Genomic DNA, 19,151 nt, shown 5'->3' with positions numbered 1-19,151 from the left:
GGCGGGCGCAAGCAGCTATCGTTTATATAGCAAATGCCGGCGGCGTTTGCCCGGAAATCAGCGGGGAAAGGCCGTTACGGGGATTCCGGCGGCAGTTCGGCAAATCGCGGATCAACCTCTTCCACCGGCTGCTCGCTTTTCTGGACTTGCTTGACGTGCTGGTAAATGGTTTTGACCAGCTGCTCGCAACCCTCGCGCGTCAAGGCCGAGATTTCGAAGACGGGGCCCTTGAACTTGAAGCGCTTGACGAAATCCTTCACCAGCGCGGCACGTTTGTCCTTGTCCACCATGTCGAGCTTGTTGAGGACGAGCCAGCGTGGTTTGTCGTAAAGGGCTTCGTCGTATTTTTTGAGTTCGCCCACAATTGCCTTGGCTTGCGCCACCGGGTCCACGCCTTCATCGAAAGGCGCCATATCGACAATATGCAACAGCAGGCGGGTGCGCTGCAGATGCCGGAGGAACAGGTGGCCCAGGCCGGCGCCTTCCGAAGCACCCTCGATAAGGCCGGGCAGATCGGCCACCACGAAGCTTTGTTCCGGGCCCACGCGTACCACGCCGAGGTTGGGATGCAGGGTGGTGAAAGGGTAGTCTGCAATGCGCGGGCGCGCGTTCGACACGGCCGAAATGAAGGTGGACTTGCCGGCATTGGGCATGCCCAGCAAGCCGACGTCGGCCAGTACCTTGAGTTCGAGCTTGAGGCTCTTGCGCTCGCCGGGCCAGCCGGGTGTCTTGCTGCGTGGCGCGCGGTTGGTCGAGCTTTTGAAGCGCAGGTTGCCGAAGCCGCCGTCGCCGCCCTTGGCGATCAGCACCTGTTCACCGGGAACCAGCAATTCGTAAAGTACTTCCCCGGTTTCGCCATCGGTCAGGATGGTTCCGACCGGCATCTTCAGGATGATGTCGTCGCCCTTGGCGCCGAACATGTCCGAACCCATGCCATGCTGGCCGTTACGGGCCTCGTGGCGGCGTGAAAACCGGAAGTCCACCAGCGTGTTCAGGTTGATGTCGGCCACCGCGTACACATGACCGCCGCGTCCGCCGTCGCCGCCGTTTGGGCCGCCGAACTCCTTGTACTTTTCGTGGCTGAAGGAGACGCAGCCACTCCCGCCATCGCCTGCGGCAATGTCAATAAAGGCTTCGTCAACAAATTTCATGATGGAGTGCTGCGGTTAAAACAGGGGGCGTCAGGGGCCGGAGATCAAGTTTACAAACAAAAAAGCCCCGACAGGTCGGGGCTTCGTTTCAGTCGAAGTGACTTATCGAAGTGATCAGCTTACGCCGGGGTCACATTCACGGTGTGCTTGTTCAGCGCACCCTTGATGGAAAACGAGACCGAGCCGTCAACCAGCGCGAACAGCGTGTGGTCCTTGCCGATGCCGACATTGACGCCTGGGTGGAACTTGGTGCCCCGCTGGCGCACGATGATGCTGCCTGCGTTAATGACTTCACCGCCAAATTTCTTGACGCCGAGCATTTTGGGCTGTGAATCACGCCCGTTTCGCGTAGAGCCGCCGCCTTTTTTCTGTGCCATTTTTCGTTACTCCTGGTACGTCCCTGTTCAACCGGCGATGGCGCCGATTTGCAGTTCCGTGTAGTTTTGCCGGTGGCCCTGACGCTTTTGGTAGTGCTTGCGACGGCGCATTTTGAAAATGCGAACCTTGTCGTGCCTACCCTGGGAAAGGACAGTGACTGTAACAGTGGCGCCGGACACCAAGGGCGTACCAACCGTGATTGTGCTGCCGGTGCCGACAGCCAATACCTGGTCAATAACGATCTCTTGGCCTACGTCCGCAGCAATCTGTTCTACTTTAATTTTTTCTCCAGTAGCAACCTTGTATTGTTTGCCACCGGTTTTTATGACCGCGTACATGTAAGACCTCTTTATTGAGTTCTGCAGACGGATTTCCGCAGAGCCCAATATTCTAGCATGCCGGGCCAAAATTGGCCAGCCGCCCGTTTTCCGGGCTTTTTCGGGCCGAATGTGGGGACTGGGCCGGGTATGGCGGGCGGGGGTCTTCCTATAATCTGCCCAAACTTACGTCTGGATCCGCCTTTTGTCTGCCAATTCTTCAAGCACCGCCGCAGCCCTCGCCCTGATTGCAGACGACATGCGGGGAATGGACGCCGTCATCGAGCTTCGCCTGAAGTCCGAGGTGCCCCTTGTAAGCCAGGTCTCCCGGTACATCGTTGCGGCCGGCGGCAAGCGGTTGCGGCCGGCTCTGTTGCTTTTGATGTGCGGCGCTTTGGGATACAAAGAGGCTCAGCGCTACAACCTCGCCGCCGTCGTCGAGTTCATCCATACCGCAACGCTTCTGCATGATGATGTGGTGGACGAGTCCACGTTGCGCCGCGGGCGAGCAACCGCCAACGAAGCCTTTGGCAACCCTGCCAGCGTTCTGGTGGGTGATTTTCTGTATTCCCGGGCCTTCCAGATGATGGTCGAAGCTGGCGATATGCGTGTCATGCAAACCCTTGCCGAGGCAACCAACGTGATCGCCGAGGGCGAGGTGCTGCAACTTATGAACATGCACGACGCGACACTGTCGGAGGAGGGCTACCTCCGGGTGATCCGCTCCAAGACGGCCAAGCTGTTCGAAGCCAGCGCCCGCCTGGCGGCCTTGCTGGCCCAGTCGCCGCCAGCCATTGAGCAAAGCTGCGCAGACTACGGCCAGGCACTGGGCACCGCATTCCAGGTGATCGACGACGTGCTGGACTACGACGGGGATGTGTCTGAGATGGGGAAGAACCTGGGCGACGATTTACGCGAAGGCAAGGCGACACTTCCGCTGATCATCGCCATGCAGCGAGGTACCGGGGCTGAGCGTACGACCATCCGGCAGGCAATTGAGACGGGTGGCACGGACCAGATGACACAGATCATCGCCATCGTGCAACAGACCGGAGCGCTGCAGGCCACCCGGGATGCTGCGGCTGTAGAAGCACAGCGCGCGCTGAATGCCTTGCAGGCCCTGCCCCAAAACATTTACAGTAATGCCCTGATGCAGCTGGCCTCCCAATTGCTGGAAAGGCGTTTCTGACGGCTGCCGGATCGGGGTGTAGCTTAGCCTGGTAGAGCGCTACGTTCGGGACGTAGAGGCCGGAGGTTCGAATCCTCTCACCCCGACCAAAAATATCCTGGCCTTGGCCGTATGTGTGCGTTTCTTCGCATACTTCCAACGCCGGGCAGGCCTCTGGCGCGTTTTCGATTTACACCTTGTAATCTATAAGCGATGATACCTATTTAAGCCTATCCAGAGAATCCATGGCCGCTGTCGACACTGCTATTAACCAACCACCATCCATGGCATTGCCAGGTCTGGGTCGGGCCTTGGTGGTTGCGGGGAAGCTGGGTCAAAAGGCTGCTGAAGACATCTTTCGCAAAGCCCAAACGGGGCGCACCAGCTTCATCGCCGAACTGACGGGCTCCGGAGCGGTTTCCGCGTCTGACTTGGCGCACACCATGTCGACCGCCTTCGCGGCGCCTTTGCTTGACCTGGACGCCATAGACATACAGCGCCTGCCCAAGGGACTGCTCGATTCCAAAATCTGTGCAACGTACCGTATCGTTGTTCTGAGCAAACGCAATAACCGGCTGATTGTTGCAACGGCAGATCCATCTGACCAGGAGGCGGCCGAAAAAATCAAGTTTTCCACCCAGATGGGGGTCGACTGGGTCATCGCCGAATACGACAAGCTGTCCAAGCTGTCGGAAGTATCCAACACCAGCGCCTCTGAGGCGATGGAAAGCATCATCGGCGATGACTTTGAGTTTGATGAAACCAGTGTGGATTCTGGCGCAACCGAAGATGAAGCGGGTGTCTCCGAAGTTGAGGACGCTCCGGTTGTCAAATTTCTCCAGAAGATGCTGCTTGATGCTTTCAGCATGCGCGCTTCCGACCTGCATTTCGAGCCGTTTGAGCATACCTACAGGGTGCGCTTCCGGGTGGACGGCGAATTGCGCGAAATCGCGTCACCACCGGTCGCCATCAAGGAAAAGCTTGCCGCGCGCATCAAGGTTATCTCCAAGCTGGATATCTCGGAAAAACGCGTACCGCAAGACGGCAAAATGAAACTCAAGATCGGCCCCGACCGGGTCATCGATTTCCGGGTGAGCACCTTGCCGACCATGTATGGCGAAAAAATCGTTATCCGTATTCTGGATCCGAGCAGTGCCAAGCTGGGCATTGATGCACTGGGGTATGAAACGATTGAAAAAGAGCGCCTGATGGCCGCCATTCAGCGACCCTACGGCATGGTGCTGGTGACGGGGCCCACGGGTTCCGGTAAAACCGTGTCGCTGTACACCTGCCTGAATATTCTGAACAAGCCGGGTGTCAACATTGCCACCGCTGAGGATCCCGCCGAAATCACATTGCCCGGTGTCAACCAAGTCAGCATGAATGACAAGGCCGGCATGACTTTTTCTGTCGCGCTCAAAGCCTTTTTGCGGCAGGATCCGGACATCATCATGGTCGGTGAGATTCGCGATCTTGAAACGGCTGATATCGCCATCAAGGCCGCGCAGACCGGCCACATGGTCATGTCCACGCTGCATACGAACGACGCACCCACCACGTTGACGCGTATGCGCAACATGGGCATTGCTCCTTTTAATATTGCCTCAAGCGTGATCCTGATCACGGCCCAGCGCCTTGCGCGCCGGCTTTGCCCCAACTGCAAGTCTCCTGCTGATATCCCTCGCGAGACATTGCTGGAGGCCGGTTTCAAAGAGGATGACGTCGACGGCTCGTGGACGCCGTATCGGCCTGTGGGTTGCTCCATGTGCACAAATGGTTACAAGGGGCGTGTCGGTATTTATCAGGTGATGCCGATTTCCGAGGAAATCCAGCGTATTGTCCTTCGCGACGGAAGTGCGCTTGAAATCGCTGCGCAGGCTGAACTCGAAGGGGTCCGAAGCCTGCGCCAGTCCGGATTGCAAAAAGTTAAACTCGGAATGACCTCACTGGAAGAGGTTTTGGGTTGCACGAATGTTTAAATTTGCTCACGCAAAGTGCTGATTAATCGGCGTCTGTAGCGAAAGGTGGCTTGGGCCATCGATAAAACGAGAAAACCATCATGGCAACTGCAGCATCTGTCAAAGGCGTCAAGGAATTTGTTTTTGAGTGGGAGGGCAAAGACCGCGGCGGCAAACAGGTTCGGGGCGAAACCCGGGCCGCCGGAGAAAACCAGGTCAAGGCTTCCCTGCGCCGCCAGGGCGTTTTGCCCACCAAGATCAAAAAGCGCAGCATGCGCTCCGGCAAGAAGATCAGGCCGAGGGATATCGCTATCTTTACCCGCCAGCTGGCTACGATGATGAAAGCGGGCGTTCCGCTTTTGCAGTCGTTTGATATTGTGGGTCGCGGCAATCCGAACGCCAGCGTCACCAAGCTTCTCAACGATGTGCGCACTGACGTGGAAACCGGTACCTCCTTGAGCGCGGCTTTTCGCAAATACCCGATGTATTTCAATGCGCTGTACTGCAATCTGGTCGAGGCCGGTGAAGCTGCAGGTATTCTGGAATCCCTGCTGGACCGCCTTGCGGTCTACATGGAGAAAACGGAAGCCATCAAATCGAAAATCAAGTCGGCCCTGATGTATCCCATTTCGGTGGTGATTGTGGCCTTTGTGGTGGTCGCGGTCATCATGATTTTTGTGATCCCGGCTTTCAAGGAAGTGTTTAAATCTTTTGGCGCTGACTTGCCGGCACCAACGCTGTTTGTGATTGCCGTTAGTGAATTCTTCGTAGCCTATTGGTGGCTCATTTTTGGCGGCATCGGTGGTGGCCTTTACTTTTTCTTCCAGGCCTGGAAGCGCAACGAAAAAATGCAGAAGTTCATGGACAGAGCCTTGCTCAAGGTGCCTGTCTTTGGCTCCCTGATTGAAAAATCGTGCATTGCCCGATGGACCCGTACCTTGTCCACCATGTTTGCCGCCGGCGTTCCATTGGTTGAAGCGCTGGATTCCGTCGGTGGAGCGTCTGGTAACTCCCTCTATGCCGATGCCACCGAAAAAATCCAGCAGGAAGTCTCCACGGGCACCAGCCTGACCGCCGCGATGGGCAATGCGAATCTGTTCCCGACCATGGTGTTGCAGATGTGCGCCATTGGTGAGGAATCCGGCTCCGTCGATCACATGCTCGGTAAGGCCGCCGACTTTTATGAGGCGGAAGTCGACGAGATGGTGGCCGGCCTTTCGAGCCTGATGGAGCCCATCATCATTGTGTTTTTGGGTACCCTTATTGGCGGCATCGTGGTATCGATGTACCTGCCCATTTTCAAGCTGGGTCAAGTCGTTTGATGGGTACGGGTATGGGCCCGGCGTTTGATGCGTCGCTGGCCGGCATCCTGGGCCTGCTGATTGGCAGTTTCCTGAATGTTGTGATTTACCGCCTCCCCAAAATGATGGAGCGGCAGTGGGCGCAGGAATGCGCGGAACTGGCTGGGCATGCAGCAGAACCTTCCGACAAGTTCAATCTGCTGGTGCCACGCTCACGGTGCTCCAGTTGCGGCCATGCCATCCGCTGGTACGAGAACATTCCGGTGGTCAGTTATGTGTTCCTGCGAGGCAAGTGTTCGGTATGCGGCTCGCCCTACGGTATGCGCTACCCCGTCGTGGAGGCAGTGACGGGCGCCTTGTTCTTCTTTTGTGTGTGGCGTTGGGGCTGGTCGCTGACTGCGCTGGGCTGGTGCGGCTTTTCGGCCGCACTGCTGGCCCTGGCGATGATCGACTGGGACACCACGCTGCTGCCGGACGATATCACCTTGCCTTTGCTGTGGGCCGGCCTGATCGTTGCCGCCCTGCAGTGGAACCCTTCGGTTAGCCTGCCAACGGCCTTATGGGGTGCCGTCGCTGGCTACCTGTCTCTATGGCTCGTGTACTGGGCCTTCAAACTGGCCACCGGCAAGGAGGGCATGGGCTATGGCGACTTCAAGCTTTTCGCCGCACTCGGTGCCTGGTTCGGCTGGCCTGCGCTGGTTCCCATGATCCTGATGGCTTCGGTGATTGGTGCTGTCATAGGTATTGCGTTGAAGTTCTCCACCGGCTTGCGCGAGGGCGGTTATGTGCCCTTTGGACCTTTCCTGGCCGGTGCGGGTTTCACGGCCATGATTTTTGGGCCGCAATCCATTTTGCGATTTGTGGGCTTGTGATGCCATGTCCCGTGCAGCCCTGCGTATTGGACTGACCGGTGGCATAGGCAGCGGTAAAAGCACGCTTGCCGGTATTCTGGTTGCTCACGGCGCGGCGTTGGTGGATGCTGATGCCATCTCCCGTGCGGTCACGGCAGCCGGTGGGGCGGCTGTGCCGGAAATTGCAGCGCTGTTCGGCGGAGAACTGATCACCCCCGAAGGCGCCATGCACAGGGAACGGATGCGGCAGCTGGTCTTTGACGACCCGTCTGCACGGCGCAGGCTCGAGTCCATCGTGCACCCCTGGGTAAGCCGGGAAACCCTGCATCAATATGAGCAGGCGGTCGCGGGCGGCAGTGCTTGTGTCATTTTTGACGTCCCGTTGCTGGTGGAGTCGGGACGATGGCGGCAGCAGCTTGACCAGGTTCTGGTTGTGGATTGCAGCGAGGTGACCCAGATTGACCGCGTGATGACCCGAAACGGCTGGCCACGGGAGGTTGTGGAGAAAATCATGGCTGGCCAGGCAAGCCGCGCGCAGCGCCTGTCTGCGGCTGACATATGCCTCTATAACGATGGCTTGTCTCTGGCGAGCCTGGAAGCCCTGGTCCGACAGCTTGCCAGGCGCTTCGGGCTATGATGCGCAAACAAACCTCCTCATTCAAAGCCGACGAAATCTAGCGCTGTGATCCTTTACGAGTATCCTTTTCACGAACGAATACGCACTTACCTGCGACTTGAGCACCTGTTTCGCCGTCTCGGTGAACTGGTGGAGCGTGAGAGCCCGACGGATCATCATTACGCGATCACGACCATTTTTGAAATCATGGATGTCGGCGCGCGGGCCGACCTGAAGACCGACGTGCTCAAGGACCTTGAGAAGCAAAAACATGTCCTCAACGGCTACCGCGGCAACCCGGCCATTTCCGAAGCCGTTCTGGACGAGGTGACCGGCCAGCTTGAGGGCTGTTTTTCCGCCTTGAACAACCTGCCGGGCAAAGCCGGTCATTCCCTGACGGAAAACGACTGGCTGATGAGCATTCGCAGCCGTGTCGGCATCCCGGGCGGGACCTGTGAGTTTGATTTGCCGGCCTACTATGCATGGCAACACCTGGACACCGAAACACGCCAGCAAGACCTGCAGCGCTGGATCACACCGCTGGTGCCGCTGGCCGAATCCATACGTGTACTGCTAACGCTGTTGCGTGACTCCGGGGCGCCTCAAAAAGTGGTGGCGCCCGGCGGGCAATACCAGCAGACGTTGCCGCAGGGGCGTACCTTCCAGCTGTTGCGCCTGCGGATAGACCCGGCTCTGGGGCTGATTCCCGAAATCAGCGGTAACCGGCTGATTGTGTCGGTGCGCCTCATGCGTCACGGCAGTGACGACCGGCTGCACGCCAGCACCGAAGATTCTGCGTTTGAGCTGACGCTTTGCTCCTGATTTCAGGACTTGCAGCCTCCCCGCCATCACACCCGATTGATCCCCAGACCTGTCTACAAACATGCCTGCGATGAAGAACGATTCCCCGCCCCTTAAACGGGTCGTATGCCCGGGCTGCGGCGGTGAAAGCATTTACGCACCCAGCAACCCTTTTCGCCCATTTTGCAGCGAGCGTTGCAAGAACATAGACTTGGGCGCCTGGGCCAGCGAAGGGTTCCGCCTGCCGGCGGATGTGCCACCTGATGATGAACAATTTGGCGACCCCAAGCTGCAATAAAGCTTGAGGCGAAACGCGGTGTCACCTGCGTTTGCGAAAGAATAAAAAGGGAGGAAAAAGTATGAACAGGAATTTTTGCAATGCGCTGGCTGCCGTCTTGGCCATGGCGCTGCTGGGCGGTAATGTGCAGGCTCAATCGGCCCAGGATGGGGTAAAGCCCGCCAAGGCCAAAAAAACCAAGAAGACCGCCGCTCAATCCGGTGCGGTAAATTCAGGCGGCAAAGTCAAATTCATCTCAGGGTCCGGCGAGACACCCGGCCAGCGCGATGCCCGGCTCAAACGCGAATGCAAGGGCGCGGTAGACGCAGGCGCCTGCGCGGGCTACACGCGCTGATCCATCGATGGCGCCGGTGCAAAGCCGGCACAACGCCTGCAACGCTCAGTTGGTGGTGGGGGTTCCCAGCACCTGTTGCAGCTCGCCGTTCTGGTACATCTCCATCATGATGTCCGAGCCGCCGATGAACTCGCCTTTCACGTAGAGCTGTGGAATGGTCGGCCAGTTGCTGAACTCCTTGATGCCGTGGCGGATTTCCTCGTCTTCCAGCACGTTCACGGTGGCGGGCTTGTTCACGCCGCAGGCCTTCAGCACCTGGATGGCACGGCCGGAAAAACCGCACATCGGGAATTGGGCCGTGCCTTTCATGAAAAGGACCACATCGCTCGATTTGACGATTTCGGCGATGCGTTGCTGGGTAGGGTCTGTGGTGCTCATGGTGAATCCTTTTGGGGTGTGGGCCGAAGCGCCTGTACCGGGCCGAAAACGTTTCGGCGAGGCTGTTTCAAATACATGGAATCTGGAAACCAGAATTCAACCTGCCGATTATCCTGCCGTTTGATTTCCCGTGTGGATTCATCGTTCGCCCGGCCACAGCCCGCCAGAACAGCGTTCGATGCCCGCCAGGTCGCGCCGGCTCTGAACCTGTACAAAGCCCTCCTGCGCCAGCAGTGACCGCACGGCTTCTGCCTGGTCGTAGCCATGCTCCAGCAACAGCCAGCCGCCTGGCAGCAGGCTGGCGGGCGCCTTCCGGGTGATCTCCCGGATGTCCTCCAGCCCGTCCGGGCCGGCAGTCAGGGCGGCCAGGGGCTCGTGGATCAGGGCAGCCAGATGTGGGTCAGCGCTGGCAATGTAAGGCGGATTGCTGGCGATCAGGTGAAAGTGTCCGCTAACTTCCTGCAGCCAGTGACTTTGAATGAAATCGATCTCCAGGTTCAGGCGGGCCGCATTATCCCGGGCGACATCCAGCGAGTCCGCACTCGCATCCACCGCCCTCACGCGGCCCTGTCGGCCCGTCTTGGGCAGGCTGTGGGCAATGGCCAGGGCAATGGCCCCGCTGCCCGTGCCAAGGTCCAGAATTCGCGGGTCGGCCGGTGCGCCGGGCACCTGCAGCAGCTCAAGCGCCCAGCTCACCAGCGTTTCGGTGTCGGGGCGCGGTACCAGCACACGGGCATCCACCTGAAGCGTCAGGCCGAAAAACTCCTTGCTGCCCACGATGTAAGCCAGCGGTTCTCCGCTGGCGCGGCGCAGGCACAGCGCCTGGAAACGCTGCGCGGCATCTTCTGCCAGCTCGTCCGTATCGTGGGCCAGCAGCCAGGCGCGGGCATGCTCCGGTTTGCCCAGCGCATGCAACAACAACAACTGGGCATCCAGGCGGTCCAGCCCCAATGCCTGGGCGGCAGCCAGGGCTTGCGCGCAGGTAAGCCCGCTCAACTGAACCCCCTTGAAGTGCTATGAAAATAGTAGCTGCTTGCGCACATCCTGATTGGGCTGGAGGCCTTTTTGTTGCTCAACTGCTGATGTTCAGGCGCCATTGTTGGCGGTCTCAAGCTCCGCCAGCAGCTCGGCCCCGCGCGCCACCTGCAGGGCCGTGACCACATCGCCCAGGTCGCCTTCCATGATGGCCAGAAGCTTGTACAGCGTCAGGTTGATGCGGTGGTCGGTCAACCGCCCCTGCGGGAAGTTGTAGGTGCGGATGCGGTCGCTGCGGTCGCCTGTGCCCACCAGCCCCTTGCGCAGGGCGGCATCTTTGGCGGCGCGCTCGGAGCGGTCTTTTTCGTGGATGCGTGCGGTGAGTACCTTGAGCGCCTGGGCCTTGTTGCTGTGCTGGCTCCGGCCTTCCTGGCATTCCGCCACGATGCCGGTCGGAATATGCGTGATGCGCACGGCCGAATCCGTCTTGTTGATGTGCTGGCCGCCGGCACCGCTGGCACGGTAGGTGTCGATGCGCAGGTCGGCCGGGTTGATCTGGATGGCTACGGCTTCGTCCGGCTCCGGCATCACGGCCACCGTGCAGGCGCTGGTGTGGATGCGGCCTTGCGTTTCAGTGGCGGGCACGCGCTGTACGCGGTGGCCGCCTGACTCAAATCGCAGCTTGCCGTACACACCGACGCCCAGGGCGTCCGTGGCGCCGTCAATGCGCAGCACGACTTCCTTGTAGCCGCCCAGTTCGCCGGAGGATTCACTGATGATTTCCACCTGCCAGCGGTTGCGTTCGGCAAAGCGGGTGTACATCCGGAACAGGTCACCGGCGAACAGCGCTGATTCATCACCGCCGGTGCCGGCACGGATTTCGATGAAAGCCGCGCGCGCGTCGTCCGGGTCCTTCGGAATCAACATCAGCTGCAGGGCCTCGTCGATCTGCGCGATATCGGCTTTGGCGGCGGCGATTTCTTCCTCCGCCATCGCAGCCATTTCCGGGTCATCTTTGGCTTCAGTCAGCATGCCTTCAGCGCTGCCGAGGTCGGCCTCGCGACTGGTGAGCCGCAAGTACTGGTCGGCGATCACGCTGGCTTCGGCGTGCTCCCGGGTCAGCGAACGGAAGCGGTCCAGGTCGCTGACCACGTCGCTGGCAGACAGCAGCGCGTCCAGCTCGTGCAGCCGCAGCAGCTGGCGGTCCAGGGTTTGGCGAAGAAAAGGTTTCATGGGAATGGAGGACTGGAAAAAGGAGGCCGGAAGGCCGTCAACAACGACGCTCCGTCAGCGGAGCAACCGGCTGTGGCCGGCACAGGAAGTCAGTGCCTTGGCGGCCGCTAACGCTCTTTGTCGTCGGACTGGATTTTGGGCAGCTGGCCGCGCAAAAACAGCCTGGATACGGTCTGTGCCGTGGCTTCGCGGCTGTTGGCGTCGCCCGCATGCAGCTCGGCCAGCGCGCCGTGCAGCATTTTCTGGGTGAGGCCGCGGGTCAGCGCGTCCAGTACCGTGTCGATGGGCTCGCCCCGGGCCAGCAGCTTTTTGGCCCGCACGATTTCGGCAGCGCGCCACTCGTCGGTCTGCGCATTGAGCTGCTGGATCAGCGGCACGCTGCGGCGCTGGCCCAGCCAGTGCATGAAGTTCTGCACGCCCGCGTCGATGATGACCTCGGCTTGCGCCACGGCGGCCTTGCGGCTGTCCTTGCCGGTCTGCACCACGTGGGCCAGGTCGTCCACCGTATAGAGGTAGATGTCGGGCAGGGCCTTGACTTCGGGTTCGATGTCGCGCGGCACGGCCAGGTCGACCATGAACATCGGGCGATGTTTGCGCAGCTTGACGGCACGCTCCACCGCGCCCAGGCCGATGATGGGGAGCGTACTGGCGGTGCAGCTGATCACGGCGTCGAACTCATGCAGGCGGCTGGGCAAATCGGCCAGACGCATCACTTCGGCGCCGAAACGGCCGGCCAGCTTTTCGCCGCGCTCCAGCGTGCGGTTGGCGATTGCCATGGCTTTGGGGTTTTTGGCGGCGAAGTGGGTAGCCGCGAGGTCAATCATCTCGCCGGCGCCGACAAACAGCACCTTGATGTCGCCGAGGTCTTCAAACAGCTGGCCGGCCAGCCGCACGCTGGCCGCCGCCATGCTGATGCTGTGCGCGCCGATTTCGGTGCTGCTGCGCACTTCCTTGGCCACGGCAAAGGAGCGCTGGAACAGCTGGTGCAAGGTGGTGCCCATGGCGCCCGCGTCTTCGGCGGCGCGCACGGCGTCCTTCATCTGGCCCAAAATCTGGGGCTCGCCCAGCACCATGGAATCGAGCCCGCTGGCCACGCGAAAAGCATGACGGGCCGCTGCATCGTCGTGCAGGGTATAGGCATGTGAGCGCAGCAAGGCGGGCGAGACGCCGCCACTGTGCGCCAGCCAGTCCAGCGTGTGGTCCAGGTCGTTCTTTTCGCCAGCGCAGTAAATCTCAGTGCGATTGCAGGTAGAGAGCAGCGTGGCCTCGGGCTGGCGGGCCAGCGACTCGCGCAAACCGCGCAAAGTGGGCTCGACCTGGTCCAGGGCGTAGGCGAACCGGCCGCGCAAATCGAGCGGTGCGGTGTTGTGGTTTAGCCCAAGGGCCCAGACTGACATCCTCCGATTATAAAATTGAAGCGGTCAGGACGGTACAAAGGCCGGACAATCGCCCTGATAGTCCTTTTTTTGGCCGTTTTGAAGCTTGTTTTGGATTTGCTCTGAAGCCAGGCGAGTTTTTAACTATCCCTACGCGCATGACCTTTTACCTGCTGGCGAACCACCTGCTCAATCTTGTCCTGCCGGCCGCCGCGGTGGCCCTGCTGCTGGTGCTGGCAACTCAGCTTATGGGTGGATTATTTAGATCAAAAATGCCTTTAGCCCAGACCTGGTATGCGCAAGCAGCTATTGTTTTTGTAGCAAACGTGGTGGTGCTGGTGGCCGGGCTTGTGTTCTTCGGCCATGACGGGAAGATGCTGACGTATGCCGCCATGGTGGTCGGCGCGGCCGTCTGCCAGTGGGTTTTGCTGGGCGCCTGGCGGGCCTGAAGGGGTTCTATAAATCCAATTGCCGGGCGCATGGCTGCGTTGCGCGGTGCTCGGAATCCTCATGCACCCAAGTGCATTCCGGTGTCCTGCGCTCCGTGCGCCTTGCCCTGCACCCGGTAATTGAATTTCTAAAGTCCCTTCGAATAGCGACTACAAATCGGGCTTGAAGACGTTCACTGCGTCGGTGATGATGCCGTCGGTGCCCAGGGCCAGCAGCCGCTGCACGTTCGCTTCGTCATTCACCGTATAGCTCAGCAACTTGAAGCCGGCTTTTTTGGCCTGGGCCACCGTATCGGCGTTCCAGAGTTTGTGGTTGCAGACGATGGCCACGCAGCCCAGCTGAGCCGCTGTTTCCAGCCAGTTGGCGGGGAGTTGGTCGAGCAGCAGGCCGCGTGGCAACTGGGGCTGGGCATTTCGAGCCGCCTCCAGCGACAGCGGCTGGAAGGACGTCAGCAGTGGGGGAATGGCTTGGCCCTGCCACAGCCGGGCCGCTTCGTTGGCCACCACGGTGCCGGTGTGACTCTCGATGCCCGGTGTGGGCTTGATCTCGATATTGAGGAAGTAGCCCTTGTCCAGGCAAAAGCGGGCGATGCGCTCAAAGCTGGCGAGGCCCTCCGCGGCAAACGCCGGGGAATGCCAGCCGCCGGCGTCAAGCTTGGCCAGCGCCTCCCAACTTAACTCGCCAGCCACACCTTTGCCGTTGCTGGTGCGCTCCAGCGTGGCGTCGTGCAGCAAAAAGGGAACGCCGTCGGCGCTCAGTTTCACGTCGCACTCAAACATGCGGTAGCCATGGCTGGCGCCCAACATGAAGGAGGCCAAGGTGTTTTCCGGCGCCAGCTTGCCGGCGCCGCGATGCGCTACCCAGCGCGGGTAGGGCCAGTTGGCAGCTGATACGGGGTTTGTCATGGGTGTGCTCAGGACCTGTGGAGACGAGACGAAAGCCGGAAATTAGATCCGTTTGCCCGTTTCCGAGTCAAACCAGTGCAGGCGATCTGCGCGCGGCGTAACGTGGATGGTCGCACCGATCTCGGGTGCCGTTGACAGGCTTTCGTCGGTGCGCACGATGATGGCTTCGCTGCCCATGCGGCAGTACAACAGGCGCTCGGCGCCCAGCATTTCGATCGTGTCGACCTGCACTGCCCAGCCGGTGGGACCCACCGTCAGGTGCTCGGGGCGTATGCCCAGAATGGCGCCGGGCTTGCCGCCGAAGTCGGCATTCGGGGCCTGCTTGAGCAAATTCATGGGAGGCGAGCCCATGAAGCTGGCCACAAAGGTGGTGGCGGGCCGGTTGTAAACCTCTTCGGGCGTACCGAACTGTTCCATGCGGCCGGCGTTCATCACCATCATGCGCTGGGCCAGCGTCATGGCTTCGACCTGATCATGCGTGACGAAGAGGGATGTGATGCCGAGTTCGCGGTGCAGCTTCTGAATTTCAAGACGCGTCTGCACGCGCAGTTTGGCGTCCAGGTTGGATAGCGGCTCGTCAAACAAAAACACCTGCGGCTGGCGCACGATGGCGCGGCCCATGGCCACGCGCTGGCGCTGTCCGCCCGAGAGCGCGCGGGGCTTGCGGTCCAGCAGGTGGCCCAGCTCCAGGATTTTGGCGGCCTTGTCGACGCGCGTCTTGATCTCATCCTTGGGCACCTTGGCGATCTTCAGGCCGTAAGCCATGTTGTCGAATACGCTCATGTGCGGGTAGAGCGCGTAGTTCTGGAACACCATCGCGATGTCACGCTCGGAAGGTTCCAGCTCGTTGACGACCTTGCCGCCAATGGAGATCTGCCCGTCGCTGACTTCCTCCAGCCCGGCCACCATGCGCAGCAGGGTGGACTTGCCGCAACCCGAGGGCCCGACGATGACGATGAACTCGTGGTCGTTGATCTCGGCGTTCACGCCGTGCAGCACTTGCAGTGCGTCCTTGCCGGAACCGTAGCGCTTGATGACGTTATTGAATGAAAGGGATGCCATGTCTGTATTTCCGTTGTGTCTTGGTTGTTCTTGGCTGGTTTGGGCTGGCTCTATTTTTCGGTGTCGACCAGGCCCTTGACGAACCATTTCTGCATCAGCACCACCACGAGGGCGGGCGGCAGCATCGCCAAAATTGCAGTGGCCATGACCACGTTCCATTCGTTCTGGCCGTCACCGCCGGCGATCATGCGTTTGATGCCCACGACGACCGGGTACATGTCTTCACTCGTCGTGGCCAGCAGCGGCCAGAGGTACTGGTTCCAGCCGTAGATGAACTGGATGACAAAAAGCGCGGCGATCGAAGTCTTCGACAGCGGCAGCAGCACGTCGAAGAAAAAGCGCATGGGGCTGGCGCCATCCATGCGTGAGGCTTCGGTGAGCTCGTCAGGCACCGTCAGGAAGAACTGGCGGAACAAGAAAGTCGCCGTGGCCGAGGCAATCAGCGGTACCGTCAGGCCCGCATAGGTGTTGAGCATGTTCAGATCCGACAGCACCTTGTAGGTGGGCAGAATGCGCACTTCCACCGGCAGCATCAGCGTCACAAAAATGGCCCAGAAGCAGGTCTTCTTGAAGGGGAAGCGGAAGTACACGATGGCGAATGCCGACAGCAGCGAGATCGTGATCTTGCCGATCGCGATCACCATCGCCGTGACGAAGCTGACCCACATCATGTGCGCCACCGGTGCATTGGAGCCGACGGCGGATTCGCGCCCGAACAGCGCCGCCTTGTAGCTGTCGATCATGTTGGTGCCCGGCAGCAGCGGCATGGGCGCCTGCACGATTTCCTGCGCCGTGTGGGTCGAGGCCACGAAAGCCAGGTAGAGGGGGAAGGCGACGATAAAGACGCCCAGGATCACGATGACGTGGGCGAGGATGCCGTGGGTTCCGCGTTTTTCAACCATTGGCGTTCACCTTGGACTGTATGTGTGAGGGATAGACATGTTTTTCCGCCGGGCCGCCCCAAGGAAAAAAGCGCCCCCGAGGGGCTGGAGCCCGCAGCTCCAAGCCTGCCTGCGCAGGCTTGGACGGGCGACAGAGGCGAAGCGTCTCGCGAGCCGCGGCCTGCAAGGCCTCGCGCATTACATGAAATGAAAAGCGTGGGGGCGTCATCAGTACTGAACCTTTTTCTCGACGTAGCGGAATTGAATTACGGTCAGCGCCACCACGATCACCATCAATACCACCGACTGCGCAGCCGAGCCGCCCAGGTCCATGGCCTTGAAGCCGTCGTAATACACCTTGTAGACCAGGATGGCCGTGTCCTTGCCCGGCCCGCCCTGTGTGGCGGCGTCGACGATGGCAAACGTGTCGAAGAAGGCATAGACCACGTTGATGACCAGCAGGAAGAAGGTCGTGGGCGACAGCAACGGGAACTGGATGGTCCAGAAGCGGCGCCAGGGTTTCGCACCGTCAATGGCGGCGGCTTCGATCAGTGACTTGGGAATCGACTGCAGGCCCGCCAGAAAAAACAGGAAGTTATAGGAAATCTGCTTCCACACCGAGGCCATCACGATCAGCGTCATGGCATGGCCGGAGTCGAGCAGATGATTCCAGTTGATGCCTATCTTGCCCAGCGCGTAGGCGACCACGCCCAGCGAGGGAGAAAACATGAACACCCACAGCACGGCCGCCACAGCCGGGGCAACCGCGTAGGGCAACACGAGCATGGTTTTGTAGAACATGCCGCCGCGCACGATGCGGTCGGCAAACACCGCCAGCAACAGTGACAGGCTGATGCCGATGCCAGCCACCATCACCGAGAAAAACGCGGTCGTCTTGAACGACTCCACATAGCTCGGGTCGTCCAGCAATTGCCGAAAATTGGCCAGGCCGACGAATTCGATGGAGGTGCCGAAAGGGTCTTGCTGTTGCAGCGACTGCAGAAGCGCCTGCGCCGCTGGCCAGAAGAAAAACACCAAGATGACCGCCATTTGCGGCAGCAGCAGCAGCCAGGGCAGCCAGCTGGATCGAAAGACAACGCGTTTTTCCATAGGGCCTTCAGTGGGCAAAAACTTGTGAGTGCTAAAACATAAAAACCCGCCTGGCCTTCCCCGATGAGGGGGAGAGGGCGCAGCGGGCCGAGTTTAGCCCGCCGTGCGGGCCTGCTCTGTCTCTTGGGCGATCAGCCCTTGTTGGCCTTCTGGAAACGCTCAAGCTGCTCATTGCCGCGCTTGACGATGGAGCCCAACGCTTCTTTGGCCGTCTTCTTGCCGTTCCAGACCTGCTCGAGTTCTTCGTCCTCGATCGCGCGAATCTGCACATAGTTGCCCAGACGGATGCCGCGGCTCTTGTCCGTGACCTTGCGGATCATTTGCGTCACCGCGACGTCGGTGCCCGGGTTCTGTTTGTAGAAGCCGGACTTTTCGGTCAGGTCGTACGAAGCCATCGTCACAGGCAGGTAACCGGTGCGCTTGTGGCTGGCGGACTGCACTTCAGGCGTCGAGATGAAACTGAAGAATTTGGCCACGCCCTTGTATTCAGCGGGCTTCTTGCCCGACATGACCCAGAGGCTGGCGCCGCCGATCACGGTGTTCTGTGGCGCGCCGGGAACGTCCTGGTAATAGGGCAGCGGGGCCAGGCCGTAAGCGAACTTGGCGTTTTTCGCCACATTGCCGTAAAAGCCCGACGAGGTGTTGATCATGGCGCACTCGCCCGACACGAAGCTGGCTTCCGGTACGTTGCCGCGGCCCTTGTAGATAAAGAGCCCCTGTTTGGCCATGTTGGCCAGATTCTCGATGTGGCGCACGTGCAGCGGTGAATCCACCTTCAGGCGCGCATCCATGCCTTGCAGGCCGTTGGCTTTGGTGGCGAACTCGACGTTGTGCCAGGCCGAGAAACTTTCCACCTGTGTCCAGTTCTGCCAGGCGGTCGTGAAGGGGCATTTGTGACCGGATGCCTTCAGTTTGGCGGCGGCGTTGACGACCTCAGGCCAGGTCACGGGGGCCTTGTCGGTCGGCAGGCCCGCAGCCTTGAACGCGTCCTTGTTGAAATAGAAGATGGTGGTGGAGCTGTTGAACGGGAAGCTCAACATCTGGCCGTTCGGCGCGGTGTAGTAGCCGGCAACAGCGGGGATATAGGCTTTCGGGTCGAACTTCTCGCCCGCGTCCTGCATGATCTTGCCGACCGGGACGATGGCTCCCTTGCTGGCCTGCATCGTGGCGGTGCCCACTTCAAAGACCTGAAGGATATGTGGTGCATTGCCGGCGCGGAAGGCCGCGATGGACGCCGTCATGGACTCATCGTACGTGCCCTTGAACGTGGGCACTACCTTGTATTCCTTCTGGCTCTCATTGAATTGCTTGGCCAGGTCATTGACCCATTCGCCGTTGACGGCCGTCATTGAATGCCACCACTGGATCTCGGTCTGGGCCTGGCTGGCCAGCGGCGCGCACAGGCCGAGGGCCGCGAAGGCGAATGCTGAGAGACGGTTTTTCATTAAAACTCCTGGGATTGGACGCGCATCGGGGCGCGCCACGTTAAACGGGACAGTGTAAAAACTGTTTGTGACAAGCGATTTAATCGATTTGCGGGCTTCCCGACAAGCGGGATTTCCATAAGGACACATACGACTTCCATGGCGCCACGGGTAAATGTTGCGC

The 19,151-nt window shown here is 60.0% G+C and carries 21 protein-coding genes and 1 tRNA gene; 10 read left to right on the top strand and 12 right to left on the bottom strand.

What is annotated here, in order from left to right:
• Positions 1-74: 74 nt before the first annotated feature.
• From cgtA to rplU, 3 genes are all read right to left on the bottom strand, one after another.
• A complete protein-coding gene (gene cgtA / locus ACXJKE_RS06260) occupies positions 75-1,151 on the bottom strand; it encodes an Obg family GTPase CgtA (RefSeq protein WP_457279680.1) in 1,077 nt (358 codons plus the stop codon).
• A 119-nt stretch (positions 1,152-1,270) separates the two neighbouring features.
• The gene (gene rpmA / locus ACXJKE_RS06255; RefSeq protein ID WP_457279679.1) at positions 1,271-1,528 is read right to left on the bottom strand and encodes a 50S ribosomal protein L27; all 258 of its coding nucleotides are present in this window, start codon (positions 1,526-1,528) and stop codon (positions 1,271-1,273) included.
• A 27-nt stretch (positions 1,529-1,555) separates the two neighbouring features.
• A complete protein-coding gene (gene rplU / locus ACXJKE_RS06250; RefSeq protein ID WP_122955355.1) occupies positions 1,556-1,867 on the bottom strand; it encodes a 50S ribosomal protein L21 in 312 nt (103 codons plus the stop codon).
• A gap of 184 nt (positions 1,868-2,051) precedes the next feature.
• On the opposite strand from rplU, the gene ACXJKE_RS06245 reads away from it, so the two are divergent.
• The 9 genes from ACXJKE_RS06245 (at position 2,052) to ACXJKE_RS06205 (ending at position 9,173) form a co-directional block, all read left to right on the top strand.
• Positions 2,052-3,035, top strand: coding sequence for a polyprenyl synthetase family protein (locus tag ACXJKE_RS06245; RefSeq protein ID WP_457279678.1), 984 nt, complete (start codon positions 2,052-2,054; stop codon positions 3,033-3,035).
• 12 nt (positions 3,036-3,047) lie between these two features.
• Positions 3,048-3,124, top strand: a tRNA-Pro gene (locus ACXJKE_RS06240).
• Positions 3,125-3,259: 135 nt separating this feature from the next.
• Positions 3,260-4,993, top strand: a complete 1,734-nt coding sequence (gene pilB / locus ACXJKE_RS06235; RefSeq protein WP_457279677.1) for a type IV-A pilus assembly ATPase PilB — start codon at positions 3,260-3,262, stop codon at positions 4,991-4,993.
• Positions 4,994-5,073: 80 nt separating this feature from the next.
• Positions 5,074-6,294 (top strand): type II secretion system F family protein, encoded by a 1,221-nt coding sequence (locus ACXJKE_RS06230; protein ID WP_457279676.1) that lies wholly within the window; start codon positions 5,074-5,076, stop codon positions 6,292-6,294.
• A complete protein-coding gene (locus tag ACXJKE_RS06225; RefSeq protein ID WP_457279675.1) occupies positions 6,294-7,145 on the top strand; it encodes a prepilin peptidase in 852 nt (283 codons plus the stop codon). Before ACXJKE_RS06230 ends, ACXJKE_RS06225 begins: the two co-directional genes overlap by 1 nt.
• Positions 7,146-7,149: 4 nt before the next feature.
• Positions 7,150-7,761: a dephospho-CoA kinase gene (gene coaE, locus ACXJKE_RS06220; RefSeq protein ID WP_457279674.1), complete on the top strand. Its 612-nt coding sequence runs from the start codon at positions 7,150-7,152 to the stop codon at positions 7,759-7,761.
• A gap of 45 nt (positions 7,762-7,806) precedes the next feature.
• Positions 7,807-8,562: a cell division protein ZapD gene (gene zapD / locus ACXJKE_RS06215; protein WP_457279673.1), complete on the top strand. Its 756-nt coding sequence runs from the start codon at positions 7,807-7,809 to the stop codon at positions 8,560-8,562.
• Between the two features lie 61 nt (positions 8,563-8,623).
• Positions 8,624-8,839, top strand: a complete 216-nt coding sequence (locus ACXJKE_RS06210; RefSeq protein ID WP_457279672.1) for a DNA gyrase inhibitor YacG — start codon at positions 8,624-8,626, stop codon at positions 8,837-8,839.
• A gap of 61 nt (positions 8,840-8,900) precedes the next feature.
• Entirely contained in the window at positions 8,901-9,173 is a 273-nt protein-coding gene (locus tag ACXJKE_RS06205; protein WP_457279671.1) for a hypothetical protein, read from the top strand.
• Positions 9,174-9,218: 45 nt separating this feature from the next.
• Here the strand turns inward: ACXJKE_RS06205 and grxD are convergent, their stop codons facing one another.
• From grxD to hemA, 4 genes are all read right to left on the bottom strand, one after another.
• Positions 9,219-9,551, bottom strand: a complete 333-nt coding sequence (gene grxD, locus ACXJKE_RS06200; RefSeq protein ID WP_457279670.1) for a Grx4 family monothiol glutaredoxin — start codon at positions 9,549-9,551, stop codon at positions 9,219-9,221.
• 138 nt (positions 9,552-9,689) lie between these two features.
• Positions 9,690-10,547 (bottom strand): peptide chain release factor N(5)-glutamine methyltransferase, encoded by an 858-nt coding sequence (gene prmC, locus ACXJKE_RS06195; protein WP_457279669.1) that lies wholly within the window; start codon positions 10,545-10,547, stop codon positions 9,690-9,692.
• A 90-nt stretch (positions 10,548-10,637) separates the two neighbouring features.
• Positions 10,638-11,759, bottom strand: coding sequence for a peptide chain release factor 1 (gene prfA / locus ACXJKE_RS06190; RefSeq protein WP_457279668.1), 1,122 nt, complete (start codon positions 11,757-11,759; stop codon positions 10,638-10,640).
• Positions 11,760-11,866: 107 nt separating this feature from the next.
• Positions 11,867-13,156: a glutamyl-tRNA reductase gene (gene hemA, locus ACXJKE_RS06185; RefSeq protein ID WP_457279667.1), complete on the bottom strand. Its 1,290-nt coding sequence runs from the start codon at positions 13,154-13,156 to the stop codon at positions 11,867-11,869.
• Between the two features lie 137 nt (positions 13,157-13,293).
• Between hemA and ACXJKE_RS06180 the strand changes: the two genes are divergently transcribed.
• Positions 13,294-13,584 (top strand): hypothetical protein, encoded by a 291-nt coding sequence (locus ACXJKE_RS06180; RefSeq protein WP_457279666.1) that lies wholly within the window; start codon positions 13,294-13,296, stop codon positions 13,582-13,584.
• A 150-nt stretch (positions 13,585-13,734) separates the two neighbouring features.
• Here the strand turns inward: ACXJKE_RS06180 and ugpQ are convergent, their stop codons facing one another.
• The 5 genes from ugpQ to ugpB form a co-directional block, all read right to left on the bottom strand.
• On the bottom strand, positions 13,735-14,490 hold the full coding sequence (gene ugpQ, locus ACXJKE_RS06175; protein ID WP_457279665.1) for a glycerophosphodiester phosphodiesterase: 756 nt from the start codon (positions 14,488-14,490) through the stop codon (positions 13,735-13,737).
• A 42-nt stretch (positions 14,491-14,532) separates the two neighbouring features.
• On the bottom strand, positions 14,533-15,552 hold the full coding sequence (locus ACXJKE_RS06170) for a sn-glycerol-3-phosphate import ATP-binding protein UgpC (protein ID WP_457279664.1): 1,020 nt from the start codon (positions 15,550-15,552) through the stop codon (positions 14,533-14,535).
• 50 nt (positions 15,553-15,602) lie between these two features.
• Complete coding sequence (gene ugpE, locus ACXJKE_RS06165; protein WP_457279663.1) at positions 15,603-16,454, bottom strand: sn-glycerol-3-phosphate ABC transporter permease UgpE; 852 nt, start codon at positions 16,452-16,454, stop codon at positions 15,603-15,605.
• Positions 16,455-16,661: 207 nt separating this feature from the next.
• Positions 16,662-17,543, bottom strand: a complete 882-nt coding sequence (gene ugpA, locus ACXJKE_RS06160) for a sn-glycerol-3-phosphate ABC transporter permease UgpA (protein WP_457279662.1) — start codon at positions 17,541-17,543, stop codon at positions 16,662-16,664.
• A 131-nt stretch (positions 17,544-17,674) separates the two neighbouring features.
• On the bottom strand, positions 17,675-18,988 hold the full coding sequence (gene ugpB / locus ACXJKE_RS06155; protein WP_457279661.1) for a sn-glycerol-3-phosphate ABC transporter substrate-binding protein UgpB: 1,314 nt from the start codon (positions 18,986-18,988) through the stop codon (positions 17,675-17,677).
• Positions 18,989-19,151 lie beyond the last annotated feature (163 nt).

Source organism: Polaromonas sp. P5_D5 (assembly GCF_054049435.1).
The sequence above is the reverse complement of the archived record's forward strand: the minus strand, read 5'-3'. Positions and strand labels throughout refer to the sequence as shown.

Bases quoted from the DNA above. Each gene is read 5' to 3' on its own strand.
- cgtA (WP_457279680.1), bottom strand. From the start codon at position 1,151: ATGAAATTTGTTGACGAAGCCTTTATTGACATTGCCGCAGGCGATGGC.
- rpmA (WP_457279679.1), bottom strand. From the start codon at position 1,528: ATGGCACAGAAAAAAGGCGGCGGCTCTACGCGAAACGGGCGTGATTCA.
- rplU (WP_122955355.1), bottom strand. From the start codon at position 1,867: ATGTACGCGGTCATAAAAACCGGTGGCAAACAATACAAGGTTGCTACT.
- pilB (WP_457279677.1), top strand. From the start codon at position 3,260: ATGGCCGCTGTCGACACTGCTATTAACCAACCACCATCCATGGCATTG.
- ACXJKE_RS06230 (WP_457279676.1), top strand. From the start codon at position 5,074: ATGGCAACTGCAGCATCTGTCAAAGGCGTCAAGGAATTTGTTTTTGAG.
- ACXJKE_RS06225 (WP_457279675.1), top strand. From the start codon at position 6,294: ATGGGTACGGGTATGGGCCCGGCGTTTGATGCGTCGCTGGCCGGCATC.
- coaE (WP_457279674.1), top strand. From the start codon at position 7,150: ATGTCCCGTGCAGCCCTGCGTATTGGACTGACCGGTGGCATAGGCAGC.
- ACXJKE_RS06210 (WP_457279672.1), top strand. From the start codon at position 8,624: ATGCCTGCGATGAAGAACGATTCCCCGCCCCTTAAACGGGTCGTATGC.
- ACXJKE_RS06205 (WP_457279671.1), top strand. From the start codon at position 8,901: ATGAACAGGAATTTTTGCAATGCGCTGGCTGCCGTCTTGGCCATGGCG.
- grxD (WP_457279670.1), bottom strand. From the start codon at position 9,551: ATGAGCACCACAGACCCTACCCAGCAACGCATCGCCGAAATCGTCAAA.
- prfA (WP_457279668.1), bottom strand. From the start codon at position 11,759: ATGAAACCTTTTCTTCGCCAAACCCTGGACCGCCAGCTGCTGCGGCTG.
- hemA (WP_457279667.1), bottom strand. From the start codon at position 13,156: ATGTCAGTCTGGGCCCTTGGGCTAAACCACAACACCGCACCGCTCGAT.
- ACXJKE_RS06180 (WP_457279666.1), top strand. From the start codon at position 13,294: ATGACCTTTTACCTGCTGGCGAACCACCTGCTCAATCTTGTCCTGCCG.
- ugpQ (WP_457279665.1), bottom strand. From the start codon at position 14,490: ATGACAAACCCCGTATCAGCTGCCAACTGGCCCTACCCGCGCTGGGTA.
- ACXJKE_RS06170 (WP_457279664.1), bottom strand. From the start codon at position 15,552: ATGGCATCCCTTTCATTCAATAACGTCATCAAGCGCTACGGTTCCGGC.
- ugpE (WP_457279663.1), bottom strand. From the start codon at position 16,454: ATGGTTGAAAAACGCGGAACCCACGGCATCCTCGCCCACGTCATCGTG.
- ugpA (WP_457279662.1), bottom strand. From the start codon at position 17,543: ATGGAAAAACGCGTTGTCTTTCGATCCAGCTGGCTGCCCTGGCTGCTG.
- ugpB (WP_457279661.1), bottom strand. From the start codon at position 18,988: ATGAAAAACCGTCTCTCAGCATTCGCCTTCGCGGCCCTCGGCCTGTGC.